Annotated in this window: 15 protein-coding genes and 1 tRNA gene; 12 read left to right on the top strand and 4 right to left on the bottom strand. The window is 67.2% G+C overall.

Features of this window, described 5'->3' with window-relative positions:
• Positions 1-91 precede the first annotated feature (91 nt).
• Entirely contained in the window at positions 92-1,699 is a 1,608-nt protein-coding gene (locus LPA44_RS02395; protein ID WP_230887996.1) for a Na+/H+ antiporter NhaC family protein, read from the top strand.
• Here the strand turns inward: LPA44_RS02395 and rnhB are convergent.
• Together rnhB and LPA44_RS02385 are read right to left on the bottom strand one after the other, a co-directional pair.
• Complete coding sequence (gene rnhB / locus LPA44_RS02390) at positions 1,696-2,334, bottom strand: ribonuclease HII (RefSeq protein WP_230887995.1); 639 nt, start codon at positions 2,332-2,334, stop codon at positions 1,696-1,698. The two genes, LPA44_RS02395 and rnhB, sit on opposite strands and share 4 nt — an antisense overlap.
• Positions 2,331-3,614: a tRNA pseudouridine(54/55) synthase Pus10 gene (locus LPA44_RS02385; RefSeq protein ID WP_230887994.1), complete on the bottom strand. Its 1,284-nt coding sequence runs from the start codon at positions 3,612-3,614 to the stop codon at positions 2,331-2,333. The genes rnhB and LPA44_RS02385 overlap by 4 nt, the downstream gene beginning before the upstream one ends.
• A 268-nt stretch (positions 3,615-3,882) precedes the next feature.
• Between LPA44_RS02385 and trmY the strand changes: the two genes are divergently transcribed.
• Both trmY and LPA44_RS02375 read left to right on the top strand, forming a co-directional pair.
• On the top strand, positions 3,883-4,473 hold the full coding sequence (gene trmY / locus LPA44_RS02380; protein WP_230887993.1) for a tRNA (pseudouridine(54)-N(1))-methyltransferase TrmY: 591 nt from the start codon (positions 3,883-3,885) through the stop codon (positions 4,471-4,473).
• On the top strand, positions 4,473-4,916 hold the full coding sequence (locus LPA44_RS02375) for a TIGR00725 family protein (protein ID WP_230887992.1): 444 nt from the start codon (positions 4,473-4,475) through the stop codon (positions 4,914-4,916). Before trmY ends, LPA44_RS02375 begins: the two co-directional genes overlap by 1 nt.
• Before the next feature lie 105 nt (positions 4,917-5,021).
• Here LPA44_RS02375 and katG read toward each other — a convergent pair whose 3' ends face one another.
• Positions 5,022-7,241 carry a catalase/peroxidase HPI gene (katG, locus tag LPA44_RS02370; RefSeq protein WP_230887991.1) on the bottom strand — a complete coding sequence of 740 codons (2,220 nt, stop codon included), beginning with the start codon at positions 7,239-7,241 and terminating at the stop codon, positions 5,022-5,024.
• A 172-nt stretch (positions 7,242-7,413) separates the two neighbouring features.
• Between katG and LPA44_RS02365 the strand changes: the two genes are divergently transcribed.
• The 9 genes from LPA44_RS02365 (at position 7,414) to LPA44_RS02325 (ending at position 15,352) form a co-directional block, all read left to right on the top strand.
• Positions 7,414-7,486: transfer RNA gene (locus LPA44_RS02365), tRNA-Pro, on the top strand.
• A gap of 689 nt (positions 7,487-8,175) precedes the next feature.
• Positions 8,176-8,328, top strand: coding sequence for a hypothetical protein (locus LPA44_RS02360; protein ID WP_230887990.1), 153 nt, complete (start codon positions 8,176-8,178; stop codon positions 8,326-8,328).
• Positions 8,329-8,391: 63 nt separating this feature from the next.
• Positions 8,392-8,928 (top strand): AAA family ATPase, encoded by a 537-nt coding sequence (locus LPA44_RS02355; RefSeq protein ID WP_230887989.1) that lies wholly within the window; start codon positions 8,392-8,394, stop codon positions 8,926-8,928.
• A gap of 58 nt (positions 8,929-8,986) precedes the next feature.
• Complete coding sequence (locus tag LPA44_RS02350) at positions 8,987-9,544, top strand: NUDIX hydrolase (protein ID WP_230887988.1); 558 nt, start codon at positions 8,987-8,989, stop codon at positions 9,542-9,544.
• A 42-nt stretch (positions 9,545-9,586) separates the two neighbouring features.
• On the top strand, positions 9,587-9,760 hold the full coding sequence (locus tag LPA44_RS02345) for a hypothetical protein (protein ID WP_230887987.1): 174 nt from the start codon (positions 9,587-9,589) through the stop codon (positions 9,758-9,760).
• 43 nt (positions 9,761-9,803) lie between these two features.
• The gene (gene tgtA / locus LPA44_RS02340; RefSeq protein ID WP_230887986.1) at positions 9,804-11,276 is read left to right on the top strand and encodes a tRNA guanosine(15) transglycosylase TgtA; all 1,473 of its coding nucleotides are present in this window, start codon (positions 9,804-9,806) and stop codon (positions 11,274-11,276) included.
• Between the two features lie 52 nt (positions 11,277-11,328).
• Positions 11,329-13,071, top strand: coding sequence for a sensor histidine kinase (locus tag LPA44_RS02335; RefSeq protein WP_230887985.1), 1,743 nt, complete (start codon positions 11,329-11,331; stop codon positions 13,069-13,071).
• Positions 13,072-13,128: 57 nt separating this feature from the next.
• Positions 13,129-14,883 (top strand): archaeosine synthase subunit alpha, encoded by a 1,755-nt coding sequence (gene arcS, locus LPA44_RS02330; RefSeq protein WP_230887984.1) that lies wholly within the window; start codon positions 13,129-13,131, stop codon positions 14,881-14,883.
• Between the two features lie 46 nt (positions 14,884-14,929).
• Entirely contained in the window at positions 14,930-15,352 is a 423-nt protein-coding gene (locus LPA44_RS02325; RefSeq protein ID WP_230887983.1) for a CBS domain-containing protein, read from the top strand.
• Here LPA44_RS02325 and LPA44_RS02320 read toward each other — a convergent pair.
• Positions 15,349-16,362 carry a formyltetrahydrofolate deformylase gene (locus tag LPA44_RS02320; RefSeq protein WP_230887982.1) on the bottom strand — a complete coding sequence of 338 codons (1,014 nt, stop codon included), beginning with the start codon at positions 16,360-16,362 and terminating at the stop codon, positions 15,349-15,351. The two genes, LPA44_RS02325 and LPA44_RS02320, sit on opposite strands and share 4 nt — an antisense overlap.
• Between the last annotated feature and the right edge of the window lie 48 nt (positions 16,363-16,410).

Below are 16,410 nucleotides of genomic sequence, written 5' to 3'. Positions count from 1 at the left end.
CCGACCGATAAAACTGTGGATTACTCTCGGTAGCCTGGCGGCGTCAGCGCTCCAGAGTGGGCTTTAAGCCGATAGAGCGAAAGGACGAGATATGTCCGACTTCGGCGTCCTCTCTATCGTCCCCCCGTTGCTCGCCATCGCACTCGCCATCATTACGCGGAAGGCGGTGCTGTCTCTGTTCCTCGGGGTGTGGTCCGGCGCCGTCATCTTCACCGGCGGCGTCGGCCTCGCACAGACCTTCGACTGGATTGCGCGCTCCATCTCACAGGTGTCTGCGGACGGCGAGGGCTCCATCTTCCACGCCCAAATCATCATCTTCACGCTGCTGTTGGGGTCGGCGGTCGCGATGATTTGGCGCCTCGGCGGCTCCCACGCCGTCCGCGACTGGGCGCTCGAACACATCGACAGCAAGCGCACCGCGGGCGTCGTCGCGTGGCTCTTGGGTCTCTTGCTGTTCTTCGACGACTACGCGAACTCCGCGGTCGTCGGCTCCACGATGAAAGACGTCTCCGACTTCCTCGGCGTCTCCCGCGAGAAACTCTCCTACATCGTCGACTCCACGGCCGCGCCCGTCGCCACCCTCACCATCTCCTCGTGGGTGGCGTTCCAGCTCTCGATGATAGAGACGGGCTACCAGACGGCGGGCGTCGCGGCCGCCGACCGCCCCGACGCCTTCGCGGTGTTCCTGCAGTCGATTCCGTTCAACATGTACGCGATTCTCGCCATCGCGATGGTCGCCATCGTCGTGCTCTCCTGCCGGGACTACGGCGAGATGCTCGGCGCCGAACACCGCGCCTCCACGACGGGCAAAGTCACCCGCGACGACGCCCGCCCGATGCAGGACGTCGAAGCCACGCTCGGCGAACCCAAGACGGAGAACCCGAAACTGCTCTCGTTCTTCGCGCCCATCGCGGTGCTCATCGCTGTCACCGTCGGCTCCGCGCTGTACACGGGGTACGCGCCCGGCGCCAGTCTATACGACATGGTCGTGGACGCCGACTACGCGCTCGCGCTCATCTTCGGGTCGTTCGCGATGGTCGTCTCCACGTACGTGCTCGGGTTCGCGTACGGCGTGCTCTCGCTGGGGGAGAGTGTCGACACCACCATCGACGGGTTCGGCATCATGCTCACCGCGGTGACGATTCTCGTGCTCGCGTGGTCCATCGGGAACGTCGTCGAAGCGCTCGGCACCGGCACGTACGTCGCGAACGCCGTCGAACAGTTCCTCACGCCCGAACTGCTGCCCGTAATCGTGTTGTTCACCGCCGCCTTCGTCGCGTTCTCCACGGGGAGTTCGTGGGGGACGATGAGCATCGTCACGCCCATCGCGGTGCCGGTCGCGTGGAACCTCGCGGGCAGCCACACGATGGTCGCGGCCGCCGTCGGCGTCGTCTTCTCGGGCGCCATCTTCGGCGACCACGCCTCGCCCATCTCCGACACCACGGTGCTGTCGGCGACGTTCACGGGCGCGGACCTCATCGACCACGTGCGTACGCAACTGTACTACGCAGTTACTGTCGTGGCTGTCTCCGCGCTCCTGCTCGTCGTCTGGGGGTACACCAGAATCACGCCGTGGCTGCTGCTCCCCGTCGGCGTCGGCCTGCTGGTCGCGCTCGTCTACGGCCTCTCGGAACTCGACGCCAACCGCCGCGGCATCGACCCCAAGCAGAGCGACGTCCCGACGCCCGAGAGCGACTAGAACTCGTCGAGTCCGGACTGCTCGGCAGCAGCGAGCGCGTCCCGGCTGGTCTGCCAGGACTCCCGCGCACAATCCGGCAGCGCGTCGTGTTCGCGGACGTACTCCCGCAAAAAGTCCCGCGTCGTCGGGTCGCTCGGGTAGCCCGAGCCCACGTCGCCGTACTCCGCACTCAGTTCTTCGACGTGGCTGTCGCGGGCGACTTTCGCGACGATGCTCGCTGCCGCCACGAGCGCGTACTCGTCGTCCGCGCCGTGCTCGGCGGTCACGTCCACGTCGGCCGTGACGCCCTCGGCGACCCGCCGGCCGAACCGCGCCTCGTCCACGTCCCCTGCGTCCACGTAGCCTGCGAGTCCATCCGCCGCAACCGCGTCGAGCGCGCTTGCCTGCGCGTCTACGGTGAGCGTGTTCATGTCCGTCTCGGGGCCGTCGATGCGCTCGACGGGAACCTCGGCGACGCCGACCTCGCAGCGCTCGCGGATTCGCTCGTCTAGGTCCTCGCGTCGCGCGGGCGAGAGCCGCTTCGAGTCTGCGACCTCATCCGGGAGGTCCTTGGAGGAGCCGACGACTGCCGCCGCGAACATCGACCCCAGAACGGGACCTTTGCCGGCCTCGTCCACGCCGAACCGCTCGCTCATTCCACGAAGAACTCCTCGTCCTCGAACTCGTCGCGCTCGCCCTCGACGGTGACCACGTCCAGCGCCGTCACCGTCGCCTCCACGCCGAGCACGCCCGCGAGACTCGGCTCCGTGCGGCCCTCGTCGCTGGAGACGAGTTCCTTGATGTAGAGGCCACCCTCGCCCTCCACTTCGACGACGGCGTGCGTGTCGTCCGTGAGTTCGCCCTCGATGTCGTACACTTCGCGCTCGCGGACCTTCTCCGCACGCCGGTGTTTCACGCGCTGGGGCGTCTCCTGCTGGATGGTCGCGCCGTCCAGTTCGAGGAGTGCGGCGTCGAACTCCTCTTCCGTGACCGGTTCGCCGAACTCCACCTGCGCGCGGTAGCGCTTGCGGGCGTCCAGTTCCTTCACGCGAGCCACCATCTCGTAGGACGCCAGCCGAATCCCCTCGACTTCGACCTTCTCGTCGGCGTACTCGTTGATGGCGTCCTCCAGTTCTTCGGGGTCCGGGTGGCGCTCCTGTGGTTCGTCCACCTCGACGACGAACGGCCGCCCCGTCCCCAGCATCAGCGCGTCGATGTCCTCGCGGCCCGCGCCGTGGAACGACGCCGACTCGCCGTCCATCGCGTCGATGACGGGCGGCGCGGTCAACTGCTCGACGCTCTCCGGGTAGAGGAAGCCCGTCCCCTCGCAGTGCGGACACGGCGAGTCCACGAGCGTCCCCGTCCCGTTACAGTCGCTGCACGGCCACTTCGTCTGCGGAATCCCGCGCTCGAGTTTGCGGTACCGGCCGTAGACGAACGCCGAATTCACCGTCACGTCCACCGTCTCGTGCTCGACGTCCAGTATCGCGAGCACGTCCGGGCGCTCGAAGTCCACGTCCGCGCCCGTCTCCTGGCCGACGCGCTTGCCGACCTCGCGGTTGCACTCGGACTTGAACAGTTCGCCAGCGTCCTCCTCTAAGTCCGCGATGTCCCGCAGCATCGTCTCGTTCTCCTCCACGAGCGGCGGCGCTCGCGTCCCCACCTGGTACGTGTCGAAGTTCTGCTCGGAGAGCGCGTTCACGACGAGGTCTGCGAATTCGTCGAAGCGCCCCGACGTGCCCTCACACACCCAGCACTCGGAGGGCTCGACGTCCTCGTACGGCTCGTCGTCCTCCAGCGCGATGGTCGTCCGGAGCGCCCGCCCGCGCTCGGCGTTCGTCAACCCGAAACTCCGCCCCGCGAAACACCGACCCACGCACGCGTCGCAAATCGGGTCCTCCGCCAGCACCCGTCGCGCGTCCTCCAAGACTGTCATGGGTGTTGTGTCGGGGGCCGCTGGTACGTACTCTTCGGTCCTCGAGTGTCGACTTCTCGCAGCCGCTAGTGTCCACTCTGTTTCCCAGAAAGCCCTCGCGCCGCTCGACTCGGGGGACTCGCTGTGCGCGCTCGCTGGGCTCGCGTGCTTGCTTCGTCCGCCGTCGTCGACCGCCGCTCGCCCTTTCGATCCGCCAGGAGACGACTGTTCAATCGGCTGTTCCGTGGTCGGTCGATAGGGGTAAATCGCGGGGCTGCGATGGGTCGGTATGCGCCAGTTCGTCGTTCTCGGCCACCACGCGCCGACCGACCCCGACTTCTCGTTGGACGACCTCGCGGGCGGTGCGGGGCGTCTGGACGTGCTCTGCCGGTGCGTCAACGCCGCGCTGTTCCTCTCGCACGACCTCCGTCGAGACATTCAGGTGCACCTCGTGCTCGCTGACGAGGTGACCGTCCGCATCGACGGCAGTGAGTTGCGGTACATGAATCCCGACGAGCGCAACATCGCCGGCCTGCTCAAGCAAGCGCTGGAGGCGAAAGACCGCGCCATCGGCCACCGCGAGGCCGAGTCGACGCCCGGCATCCACGTCTCCAAGCGCGGGTTCCGGACGGTGCTGGACGACCTCGACGGCACCGTCGTGGAACTCCACGAGGACGGCGACGCGCTCGCGGACGTCGAACCCCCCGAGGACCCGATTTTCGTGCTCTCGGACCACGAGGACTTCACCGAGGAGGAAGCCGTCTTCCTCGCGGACCGCAGCGACCAGCGCGTGCGCGTCGGGCCCGAGATTCTACACGCCGACCACACGATTACGGTCGCACACAACTACCTCGACACCGACGGCTTCACGGAGTACTGATGCGCGTCAGTGTGATTGGCGCGAGCGCGCCACCGGACGAAGCCGTCGAGAACGCCCACGAAGTCGGCCGGCTACTCGCAGAACGCGGACACATCGTCGTCTGCGGCGGGCTCGGTGGCGTGATGCGCGCAGCCTGCCGCGGCGCGAGCGAAGCCGACGGTCACACAATCGGCATCCTCCCGGGCGAGGACCGAGAGGCCGCCAACGAGTACGTCGAGACCGCTATCGCGACCAGCATGGGGCACGCGCGGAACGCGCTCGTCGTCGTGAACGGCGACGCAGTCATCGCGGTCGACGGCGCGGGCGGCACGCTCTCGGAAGTCGGCTTCAGTTCAATCTACGACCGGCCGATTGCGGGGCTCGGCGCGCCCGACGCACCACACGTCGAGGATGTCGAGACGCCAGCGGACGCCGTGGACTACGTGGAAGCGCGCGTCGACTGACGGCCGCACGGCTGGCGGAGCGAGCGCGAAAGAAAGAATCGCAGAGCAGTAGGCGGCTTATCGAAGTTGCGAGGCTAAAACCCTGCTTTCAGGGCGGGGAGGATGTCAATCGAGGTCGAAGCGGTCGAGCTTCATGACCTTGCTCCAGGCGTCGACGAAGTCCTCGACGAACTTCTCGTCGGCGTCGTTGGCGCCGTAGACGTCGGCGATGGCGCGGAGGCGGGCGTTCGACCCGAAGATGAGGTCGAAGCGAGTGGCCTCCCACTTGACGTCGCCGCTCTCGCGGTCGCGGACCTCGAAGACCTCTTCGTCCTCGTCGACGGCCTCCCACTCGTAGCTCATGTCGAGCAGGTTCGCGAAGAAGTCGTTCGTGAGCGTGCCCGGTTCGTCCGTGAAGACGCCGCGGTCGGAGTCGCCGTACGTCGCGCCGAGCGCGCGCATGCCGCCGACCAGCACCGTCATCTCGGAGGCCGACAGGTCCAGCAGGTCGGCCTTGTCGATCATTCGGTCCTCGGGGCGGTCGTCGTACCCGCCGCCGAGGTAGTTCCGGAAGGCGTCGGCCTTCGGTTCGAGCACTTCGAAGGATTCGACGTCGGTCTGCTCCTGCGTGGCGTCGGTGCGGCCCGGCTCGAATGGCACTTCCACGTCGTAGCCGGCGTCGGCGGCCGCCTGCTCGACGGCCGCGTTCCCGCCGAGCACGATGAGGTCGGCGAGCGAGACGCGGACGTCGTCCGAGCGCGAACTGTTGAAGTCCTCCTGGACGTCTTCGAGGGTCTTTAGGACGGTCTCCAGTTCGTCGGGTTCGTTGACCTCCCAGCTACGCTGGGGTTCCAGGCGGACGCGTGCACCGTTGGCACCGCCGCGCTTGTCGCTGTCGCGGTACGTCGACGCCGACGCCCACGCGGTCTTCACGAGCTGCTGGCGCGAGAGGTCCGAGTCCAGTAGTTCCTCCTTGAGCTCGGCGACCTCCTCGTCGCCGACGAAGTCGTAGTCGGCGTCCGGGAGCGGGTCCTGCCAGACGAACGTCTCCTCGGGGACTTCGGGGCCGACGAGGCGCTCCGGCGGGCCCATGTCGCGGTGAATGAGCTTGTACCACGCCTTCGCGAACGCCGCCTGGAACTCGTCGGGGTTCTCCTGGAAGCGCTCCAGAATCTCCCGGTAGTCGTCGTCGTGCTTGAGGGCGACGTCTGTCGTCAGCATCATCGGCTCCTCGGTGTCCTCGGGGTCGTGCGGGGCCGGCGCGTCCTCGACGTCTTCGCCGACCGGCCGCCACTGCCACGCACCGCCGGGACCTTTGACCGAGGTCCAGTCGTGGTTCAGGAGGTTGTCGATGTAGCCCATGTCCCACTGGGTCGGCGCGGAGTTCCAGGGACCCTCGATGCCGCTGGTAATCGTGTCCGGGCCCTTGCCCTCACCGAGGTCGTTGTCCCAGCCGAGCCCCTGCAGGTCGATCGGCGCGTCCTCGGGTTCAGCGTCGACGTGCTCTTCGGGGTCGTCGGCGCCGTGGACTTTCCCGAACGTGTGGCCGCCGGCGATGAGCGCGACCGTCTCCTCGTCGTCCATCGCCATCCGGCTGAACTCCTCGCGGATGTTCGCCGCGGAGCCCTCGACGTCCGGTTCGCCGTACGGCCCCTCGGGGTTCACGTAGATGAGGCCCATCACGGTGTTCGCGAGCGGGTCTTTGAGGTTGCCCACCTCACCGTCCTCGAAGCGCTCGGGGGACGTGGTCTCCCACTCGGTCTCGGGGCCCCAGTCGACGGCGTGGTTGGGCTTGAATTCGTCGTCGCGGCCGCCCGCGAAGCCGAACGTCTCGAAGCCCATCGTCTCCAGGGCGACGTTCCCGGCGAGAATGATTAGGTCGCCCCACGAGAGCTTGCGGCCGTGCTTCTCCTTGACAGGCTGGAGTAGACGGCGGGCCTTGTCGAGGTTGACGTTGTCCGGGAAACTGCTCTCCGGTGGGAGGCGCTGGAGGCCGCCGGACGCGCCGGCGCGGCCGTCGATGGTCCGGTACGTCCCGGCGCTGTGCCACGCCATCCGGATGAACAGCGGGCCGTAGGTGCCATAGTCCGCGGGCCACCAGTCCTTCGAGTCCATCATGACCTTCCGGATGTCGTTTTTCAGCTGCTCGTAGTCGATGTCCTCGAACGCGTCCGCGTAGTCGAAGTCCTCCTCAAGCGGACCGACGTTGCGGAGGTTGTCGTCGAGCACGTCGACGTCCAGCAGGTTTGGCCACCAGTCGTCGACGCCTTTCGGTTCCCAGTGTTCCCCGCTTCCCCCGTCGGGTCGCAGGTCGTCCGTATCGCGCTCGGGTTTGTCGTTGCTCATGAAGTACTACCTACGCATGACCAGACGTGCCTCCCGGTTAACGATGACGTTGGCAATTACCAACTGTGCAGTGAGTTAGCACGTCGAATTCGCCGGCGGGAGTGTCACTCCCACCTGCTCGATTCCTGCGATTCGGAAGCGTTAAACCGACGACGAGATAACGTAAAAACGCGGGCCGGTGGGGTAGCTTGGTATCCTTCGGCCTTCGGGTGGCCGTAACCACGATTCAAATTCGTGCCGGCCCACTTCTCCCGCATTCTTCGACACGTAAAGACATCTTAATCGCGTAAGAATCCGACTTACTTGACTACCTACTGGATGATCTTGTTGCTGGCGTCCGTTCCTGAGAGAAATGTCTGGTATAGCCATGATCGAGGATCATAACGGGACCCCATATTCCTCAATCCGCGCAGTTTCGCGACTTTTGTCGATGCGGTATTGGATTTGGAGAGGATAGCTGATCTGCAAAGGTCGAATATACTTAATCTGCCATACCACACGTTAGGAGCGTATCCGCTACTCAAACCAAGAATCCACTCGATAAAATAGCGTAGGGAAGGTATCCCGTTTAGGCTTCGTTGACTGTAACTTCTTCTTGCGTCACAACTGTCCGGGAGCCATCCCTACCAACCGCCGCTACGGTAACTTCGTGGTTGCCGTCCGTGGTAGCGTCGTCAGTTAGAGTGGCCGTACTTCCGATAACTTGGAGTTCAACGTATTGGCCATTCCTATTCCTCCCCTCCAAGTGGCGCTACGCTCACTAGCTCCGAGATCCGTGTTAGCGACTGCTTAACGGTGTTTTATCGGCAGTTTTGGGGACGAATCGAGTCAGTGTGGGCCGCTCGGACCTGCTGGGTACTCCAGTGACGACACGTAAAACGGCTTGACAAATCATGCGTGAATGATTCGCGGACCGACGTAGTAAGGCGACCAGATGGTATGCACGAACTGCGGAGATGGGGGAGATGTCAAGGGGTACACAGTCCGGTTCACGCAGGGTAGCACCGAGCCGACGGAGATGGAGCTCGTGCTCTGTGCGACATGCGCCGAGGAGTTCCGCACCGAGCCCGGCGTCGAACTGCAGTAGGTCGTCCACGACCCAGATTCCACAGGTTCATATCCCGGGCGCGCCGTTTCTCAGTCGATTAATGTGAGCGGGGAGCTCGCTACAGCGAACGTATCGAACGCCGACCAGCAGCTGCGCATTGTGGTAGTCTGCGGGCTGCCGGGCGCGGGGAAGACGACCGTCGCCGAACACGCGGCGGAGCTGCTCGACGCGGAACTGTTGCGGACCGACGTCGTCCGTACGGACCTGTTCTCGGACCCCGAGTACACGGACGCCGAGATGCGCGCCGTATACGACGAACTGTTCGAGCGCGCGGCTGAAATCGTCCACGGTGGCGACAGTGTCGTGCTTGACGGGACCTTCCAGCACCGCGAGCACCGGGAGAGCGTCCAGAACACCGCGGACGACCTCGACATGCCGGCGACGCTCGTGAAAGTCGAGTGCGAGGAGACCGTCGTCGAAGAGCGCATCCGCCAGCGCTCGGACGACGAGAGCGACGCGGACTTCTCCATCCACCAGCAGTACCGCGAGTCCTTCGACAGTATCGAACGCGAGCACGCCGTCGTGGACAACTCCAACGGGCTGGCATCGACCCGCGAGCAGGTCGACGTGCTGTTCTGAACGCGCTGGGGCGACCGGTCGCGGCAGCCTTTTTTCCGCGTAGCGCGAACCAACATTCGTGACTGAGGAGGATTCGCCAGTCGACTCGTTGGCGTGGGAGACGAACAGCCGTCGCGTGGCCTACGAGTGCCCAGGATTCGAAATCGCCCACGAGGAGGTCCGGCTGCCGGACGGCACGGAGACGGACTTCGACTACCTCGTCGACGACCCCGCAGTCGTCTTGTTGGCGTTCACGCCCGACGGCGACGTCGTGCTCATCGAGGAGTGGCGGCAAGCCGTCGGCCGCGTGAACCGTGGGCTGCCCGCGGGCGGCGTCGAGAGCGAGGACACCGACCTCGCGGCGGCCGCGCACCGCGAACTCACGGAGGAAACCGGCTACGAGGCCGAGTCCGTCGAGAAGTTCGGGGAGTTCGAGCCGACCAACGGCGTCGCGGACGCCGTCCACCACTACTTCGTCGCGGAGGGCTGCCGGCCGACCGGCGAGCAGGACCTTGACTTCAACGAGTCTATCCGCGTGACGCCGACTCCCTACGACGACCTACTCGAAGACGTCCGAGAAGGGAAGATTCGGGACGGTCGCACTGCGCTCGGCGTGCTAAATTACGAACTCGCGTAGGCTGGCCGCTGTCTTTATCGCGGCTGGCCGCGACGCTCCGGTATGGGCGTTATCGTCTACGAGGACCCCGAGGGTGGGGTTACGGACTGGCAGACCAGTGATTCGAATCTCGGGTTCAACGACGACACCGGCCACTGGCTCGTGACCAGCGAGGACGGCCGCACCGTCCGCCGCATCCCCCGCGAGCGCGTGTTCTACGTCGAGACCAGCGAGTAGCACAAAGAAACCCTTACGCGCCGCCGCTGGCTACCCACGAGTAATGAGAGAGGTCTTCGAGGTGACCGCGCAGGACGGTGCGGCCCGCATCGGCGAGTTGGAGGTCCCGCGAGCGGGTGTGACCGTGGAGACGCCGACGCTGATGCCGGTCGTCAACCCGAACCTGATAACTGTGGAGCCGTCGCGGTTCCCGGACTTCGGCGCGGAGATGCTCATCACGAACTCCTACATCATCAACAACGACCCGGACCTCCACGAGCGCGCGCTGGACGAAGGCCTCCACGAGATGCTGGACTTCGACGGCGCAATCATGACGGACTCGGGGAGTTTCCAGCTCGCCGAGTACGGCGAAATCGACACGACCACCGAGGAGATTCTGCAGTTCCAGCACGACGTCGGCAGCGACATCGGGACGCCGGTCGACATCCCGACGCCGCCGGACGCCAGCCGCGAGCAGGTCGAGGAGGAACTCGCGACCACGCAGGAGCGCCTCGAACTCGCCGAGACCGTCGACGTCGGCGACATGCTCGTGAACGCACCCGTGCAGGGCGCGACGTACACCGACCTCCGCGAGGAGGCCGCCCGCCACGCCTACGGCACGGACCTCGACCTGTTCCCCGTGGGCGCGGTCGTGCCGATGATGAACCAGTACCGCTACGACGACGTCGCGGAGACCGTCCTCGCGGCGAAGCGCGGACTCGGCCGAGACGCGCCCGTCCACCTCTTCGGTGCGGGCCACCCGATGATGTTCGCGCTCGCCGCAGCCCTGGGCTGCGACCTGCTGGACTCGGCGGCGTACGCCATCTACGCTCGCGACGACCGCTACCTCACCGTCCACGGCACCGAACACCTCGACAGCCTCCACTACTTCCCCTGCGAGTGCCCGGTCTGCACCGAGCACACGCCCGACGAGGTCGAGCGCATGGGCGACGCCGCCCGCGAGGAATTGCTCGCCGAACACAACCTCCACGTCTCCTTCGGCGAACTCCGCCGCGTCAAGCAAGCCATCAAATCCGGGAACCTGATGGAACTCGTGGAAGCCCGCGCGCACGCCCACCCTCGCACCCTCGACGGGTTCCGCGCGCTCCTCGACCACAGCGAGCAACTCGAAGAGACGGACCCCGCGAGCAAGGACGCGTTCTTCTACACGTCCGCCGACAGCGCGCGCCGCCCGGAAGTCGTGCGCCACCACCGCCGCCTCGAACGCCTCTCTCCGGAGGGCGACGTGCTCCTCACGGAAGGCTCGGGGAACGACCGCTTCGACGACTGGTGGAACGTCCTCCCGCCGTTCGGCCCCTACCCGCGCTCGCTGTCCACGACGTACCCACTGACCGCCGAAACCCCCGACCGGATGGACCGCGCGGGCTACGAGGCCGCCGCCGACGGCGTCGCCGCGCTCGCCGGAGCGAACCCCGAGACGGAGTTCACGCTCGCGCACCGCGGCTGGCCGGACACCGCGCTCGACCGCGTGCCCGGCGACGTCGACACCGTAGACATCGCCGCGGACGACGAGTAGGGATTCTGCCGCCGTCGTAGTTTTATACCAGTCCGGGTGGAAGGGCGACAGTATGAATTCGCCGTCGGAGGCACCGGAGCCGACGGACCACGCTGGGGCACAGAGCGATGGGGGCGAACGACGCGACATAGCGACGCCACCATCAGACTGGTCCCGTCGATACCGACTCGCGTGGGTCGCGGCGGGCCTCCTCCTGGTCGTCTCGTTCGCGTGGATACGCTACTCCGTCGGCGGTCCGCGAACGTCGCAAGTGTTCCAGGATGTCGTCGTCGCCGCGGGCGCTGTCGCGGCCGCACTCGCCGTCACCTACCTCGTCCGGCAACTGACAGGGCAGACGCGGCGCGGCTGGCAGTTCCTCGCAGTCGGCTTCTGGCTCGAGGCGCTCGGCGAAGTCACGTGGCTGGCCTACAGCGTGCTCGCCGCCGACGTCCCGTTCCCCGGCCTCGCCGACGTCTTCTACCTGCCGGGATACGTCTTCCTCGCGGCCGGCTTCGTCGTGCTCGCCGTCGACCCCCGGGACACCCGACCGCGCGTCCGCTTCACGCTCGACGGCCTCGTCATCGCCACTGCGCTCCTCACGCTCGGCTGGCACTTCAGCCTCGAACCGCTCATCGCGGCGAGCCCGCTCACCGCGCTCGCAACCTGGCTCAGCGTCGCCTACCCGGTTCTCGACATCGTCGTCGCGTCCATCGGCCTCGTCGTCGCGATGAACGCCCGCGGTCGCCGGCGGCTGTCGCTGCTCCTCGTTGCCGGCGGCGTGTTCGCGTGGGCGGTCGGGGACGTCGCGTTCGTCGCGCTCGAATTCGGGGACGGCTACGCCGCCGACGAACTCGGGCTGTTCTGGCTGCTCGGCGACCTCGCAGTCATGCTCGGCGCGCTCCACCCCGACGCCAGCGCGCCGCCGACGGTGTGTGATGCGCGCCACTTCAAATTCCACGAGCTCGCCGTCCCGTACGTCCCGTTCCTCGCCACGATGGGCGTCGTCTCCTACCTCGGGTTCACGAATTCGCTGGACCGCGGTGACGTCCTGTTCGGCGCGCTCGTCGTCGTGTTCGTCGTCGCCCGCCAGATGTACATCTCCCGGGATGCTGCCCGCCTCGGCGACGAACTCGACGCCAGCGAGCGCTCGCTCGCGCGGCGCAACGAGGAACTCCTGCTCGTGAACCGCATTGTCCGCCACGACATCCGCAACGACATGGCCGTCGCGAACGGCTGGGCTGGCGAACTCCGCGAACACGTCGACGAGGCGGGCGAGCCGATGCTGGAGCGCGTGCTCCGCACCACCCAGCACACCATCGACCTCACGGAGACGCTCCGGGACTTCGTGGAGGCGCTCGAACCCGGGACGGAGGCCGACCTGGAGCCGACGTCGCTCTCGGAGCACCTGCGGGAGACCATCGAGAGTTGTCGCGAGACGTACCCGCACGCCGCGTTCGAGGTCGGCGAAATTCCCGACGTGCGCGTCGAGGCGAACGCGCTCCTCGGCACCGTCTTCCGGAACCTCCTGAACAACGCCGTCCAGCACAACGACACCGACGAACCCCGCGTCGACGTGTCGGCCCAGACCACCGACGGCTCGGTTCGCGTCCGCATCGCCGACAACGGCCCGGGGCTCCCCGAGGAACGCAGGGAGGCCGTCTTCGGCCGCGCCGAACGGGGGCTGAACAGCGCTGGGAGCGGCGTCGGGCTCTACCTCGTGGACACACTCGTCCGCCAGTACGGCGGGGACGTCTGGGTCGAGGACGCGGAGCCGCAGGGTACCGTGTTCGTAGTGGAGTTGAATCGCGTGGACTGACTTGCGGGGGCCGGGCGAAAGGCAAGGCAATTGGGCGCGCGGCCCCGAACTGTCTGTATGACCGAGTACTTCGAAGTGCACGCGCGCGACGCCGCGGCGCGCGTGGGCGAACTCCGGCTCGCCGAGTCGGTGACGACGCCGACGCTCGCGGACGACGTCGTCGAGGACGCGGGCAGCGAGTGGGTCCAGCGACAGGACACGCCCGAGGGCGACGAGTCCGTTCTGACCGTGCTGCCGTACCGCGGCTTCCCATCCGGCACGGCCGAGGAAGTCCAGGAGTCGTTCGCACCGGACTACCCGGACGTCGAGTTCCCGAGCGCGGGCGTCGTCTCCCCGCAGACCGCCGACGACTACGGCGCGGACGCGTACGTGCTCTCGGGCGCGCCCGGAACTGTCGGGCACGGCGCGGCGTTCCGGGAGGCCGTCGTCGACACGCGCGAGGCGATTCCGGACGACACCGCGCTCTACCTCTCCGGAGTGGCGACGCCGCGGAACGTCGCCGTGCTCGTGTACGCTGGCGTCGACCTCGTGGACGCCGACCGCGCCGTCGTTCGCGGAACGCAGGGCCGCTACCTCACCACCGAGGGTGCCTACGACCTCGAAGAACTGGACGAACTGCCGTGCTCGTGCCCCGCGTGCCAGCAGCCAGTGTCGGAGTTCGACCGCGAGGACTGCGTCGACCACAATGTCAACGCGCTGAAGGCCGAATTGGGCCGCGTCCGCCGCCGGATTCGCGACGGCCGCCTGCGCGACTACGTCGAGGGCCAGGCACGTCACGAGGCGTGGGTCACCGCGGCGTTCCGCGAGTTCGACCAGCAGTACGGCTACCTGGAGGAGCGCACGCCCGTCATGCGGGACTCGCTGCTGCTCTCGGCGACCGAGGACACGCTCCGACGCGTCGAGATTCAGCGCTTCGCCGAGCGCGTCACCACGCGCTACCAGAAGCGCCTCGACGGCCATCCCCTCTTGTTGGTGCCATGTTCGGCGAAGAAGCCGTACAGCGAGAGCCAGAGCCACCGGCAGTTCCAGGACGCCGCCAACTACCGCGCGCACATGGTCTCGATGACGTCGCCCATCGGCGTCGTCCCCCAGGAATTGGAGTTGACCTACCCCGCCCAGCACTACGACAGCGTGGTGACGGGGCGGTGGAGCGAGGAGGAGAAGGACTTCGTCGCGCGCGTCCTGAAGCAGTACATCGACCGCACGGACTACCCGCGGGTCATCGCGCACGTCCCCGAGGAGGGCTACCGCGACATCTGCGAGCGCGTCGCCAGCCAGGTCGACGTCCCCTTCGAATTCACGGTCGAGGACCACCCGACGACCGACGAGAGCCTCGGCGAGTTGAACGCGGCGCTCGCGGGCGAACCCAAAATTTGGGTGGAGGAGCGCGAGAAGGCCACGCTGCGCGCGGTCGCAGACTACTTCATCGCAGACGGCGCGGGCGACGAATTGTTCGACGACCTCACCGTGCAGGGTCGGTATCCGAAGCTGCAGGCGCTGGACGGCGACGGCGAGCAGTTGGCGGCGCTGGTCCCCCAGTACGGGACGCTGTCGTTCACGCTCGCCGGCGCGCGCAAGTGGGTCGACAGCGACGCGCCGACCAAGCGCGTGGAAATCGACGCGTTCGTCCCCGAGGGCAGTGTGCTCGCGCCGGGCGTCGTCGACGCCGACGACGACATCCGGGTCGGCGACGAGGTCGTCGTCGAGGGTCCAGAGGCGTTCGCCATCGGGCGCGCAGCGATGCCCGGCCCCGCGATGGCCGACGCGACGCGCGGGATGGCGGTCGACGTGCGGCACAGCGAGCGGACGTAGCGACGCGGGCGAAAGAGATACGCCCGTGGTGTGTGAACCTTTGACTATGCGGGTGCGCGACGTGATGTCCACGGACGTACTTTCGGCGGCAGCCGACGAGAGCGTCCGCGACGCCGTCGGCCGGATGCTCGACCGGGAGACCGGGAGCGTCGTCGTGGAGAAGGACAGCAACCCGGCGGGCATTCTCACGAAAGTGGACGTGATGGAGGCCGGCCACGAGCACGACCGGCCGCTCAGCGAGATTCCCGTCTACGCTGCGGCCAGCCGCCCCCTGATTACCGTCGAGCCGTCGGCGACCGTGAGCGCTGCGGCCGCGCGCATGTTCGACTACGGCATCCACCACCTCCCGGCCGCGGACGGCCTCGAACTCGTCGGCATCGTCACCGCCACGGACCTCCTCGAAGCGCAGGACGACCTGCTCGTGGAAGCCCGCGGGACCGACGAGCGTCGCGACGAGTGGGAGGACTAGTCGTCGGCGGGCGGCGCGTCTACGGGACTATCGGGGTTCGCCGCGCTCGCCTCGTCGGGCATTCCGAACTGGTGGTCCCCCGTGACTTCGACGCTGCCGCGGCGGACCGTCGCGTCGCCGGCGAGGTGGACGCGCACGGCCTCCACGAGCGCGTCGGCTTCGAGGGGCTGGCCGCGGTCTTTGACGTCCTGGACAGTCGCCGTCGGCGGCACGTCGAACGCGCGCTGGGTGAGAATCGGGCCCTGGTCGAGGTCCGTGGTGACGTAGTGGGCGGTGACGCCCGCGACGCGGACACCTTCCTCGACGGCCTGGCGGTAGGCCTGCGCGCCGGGGAACGCGGGCAGCAGGCTCGGGTGGATGTTGATGATGCGGCCGGCGTACCGGAAGACGACGTCCGGGCTGAGGATGCGCATGTACCGCGCGAGTACGACGAGGTCGACGTCGTACTCGTCGAGCAGGTCGAGCAGGCGCTCCTCGTCGGGGGTGCCGGTGCCGTCGCCGACGTCGTAGAACGGGACGTCGTGCTCGCGTGCGACGGATTCGAGGTCGGGATGGTTCCCGATGACGACGCGAATCTCGGCGTCGAAGTCGGCGTCGAGGAGTGCGCGCAGGCAGTGGTCTTCCTTGGTGACGAGGACGGCGACGCCTTCGTCGCGTTCGTCGGGGAAGCGCACGCGGACGTCGACGCCGAGCTGGTCGCCGATGTCGGCGAGGCGCTCGCGGAACGCCGCGCGCGTCGTCGCGTCGCCCGCGAGGTCGGCGGGCTCGACTTCGTCCTCGGCCTCCCAGCGGTCGTCGGCGTCGTCGATGGGGCTGGTGTCGGCGAGCAGCGTCATGCGGAAGACGCCGTCGCGGACGGTCTGCTCGATGTCCTCGATGTTGACCCCGTGTTCGAACAGCAGTCCAGTGACTTCGGCGACGATTCCCGTGCGGTCGGCTCCGACGACCGTGATTTCGGTCAGGTCGTTCGTCGTCGCTGCTGTCTCTGGACTGCCGTTCGGCTTCGGCATACACCCACCCAGGGCGTCGTCGGACATAAGCGGCGTCCTTCGCGCAGG

It is taken from the genome of Halobacterium sp. KA-4 (assembly GCF_021028995.1).
In the GTDB taxonomy this organism is placed as follows: Archaea; Halobacteriota; Halobacteria; order Halobacteriales; family Halobacteriaceae; genus Halobacterium.
This window is presented reverse-complemented; position numbering and strand designations above follow the sequence as displayed.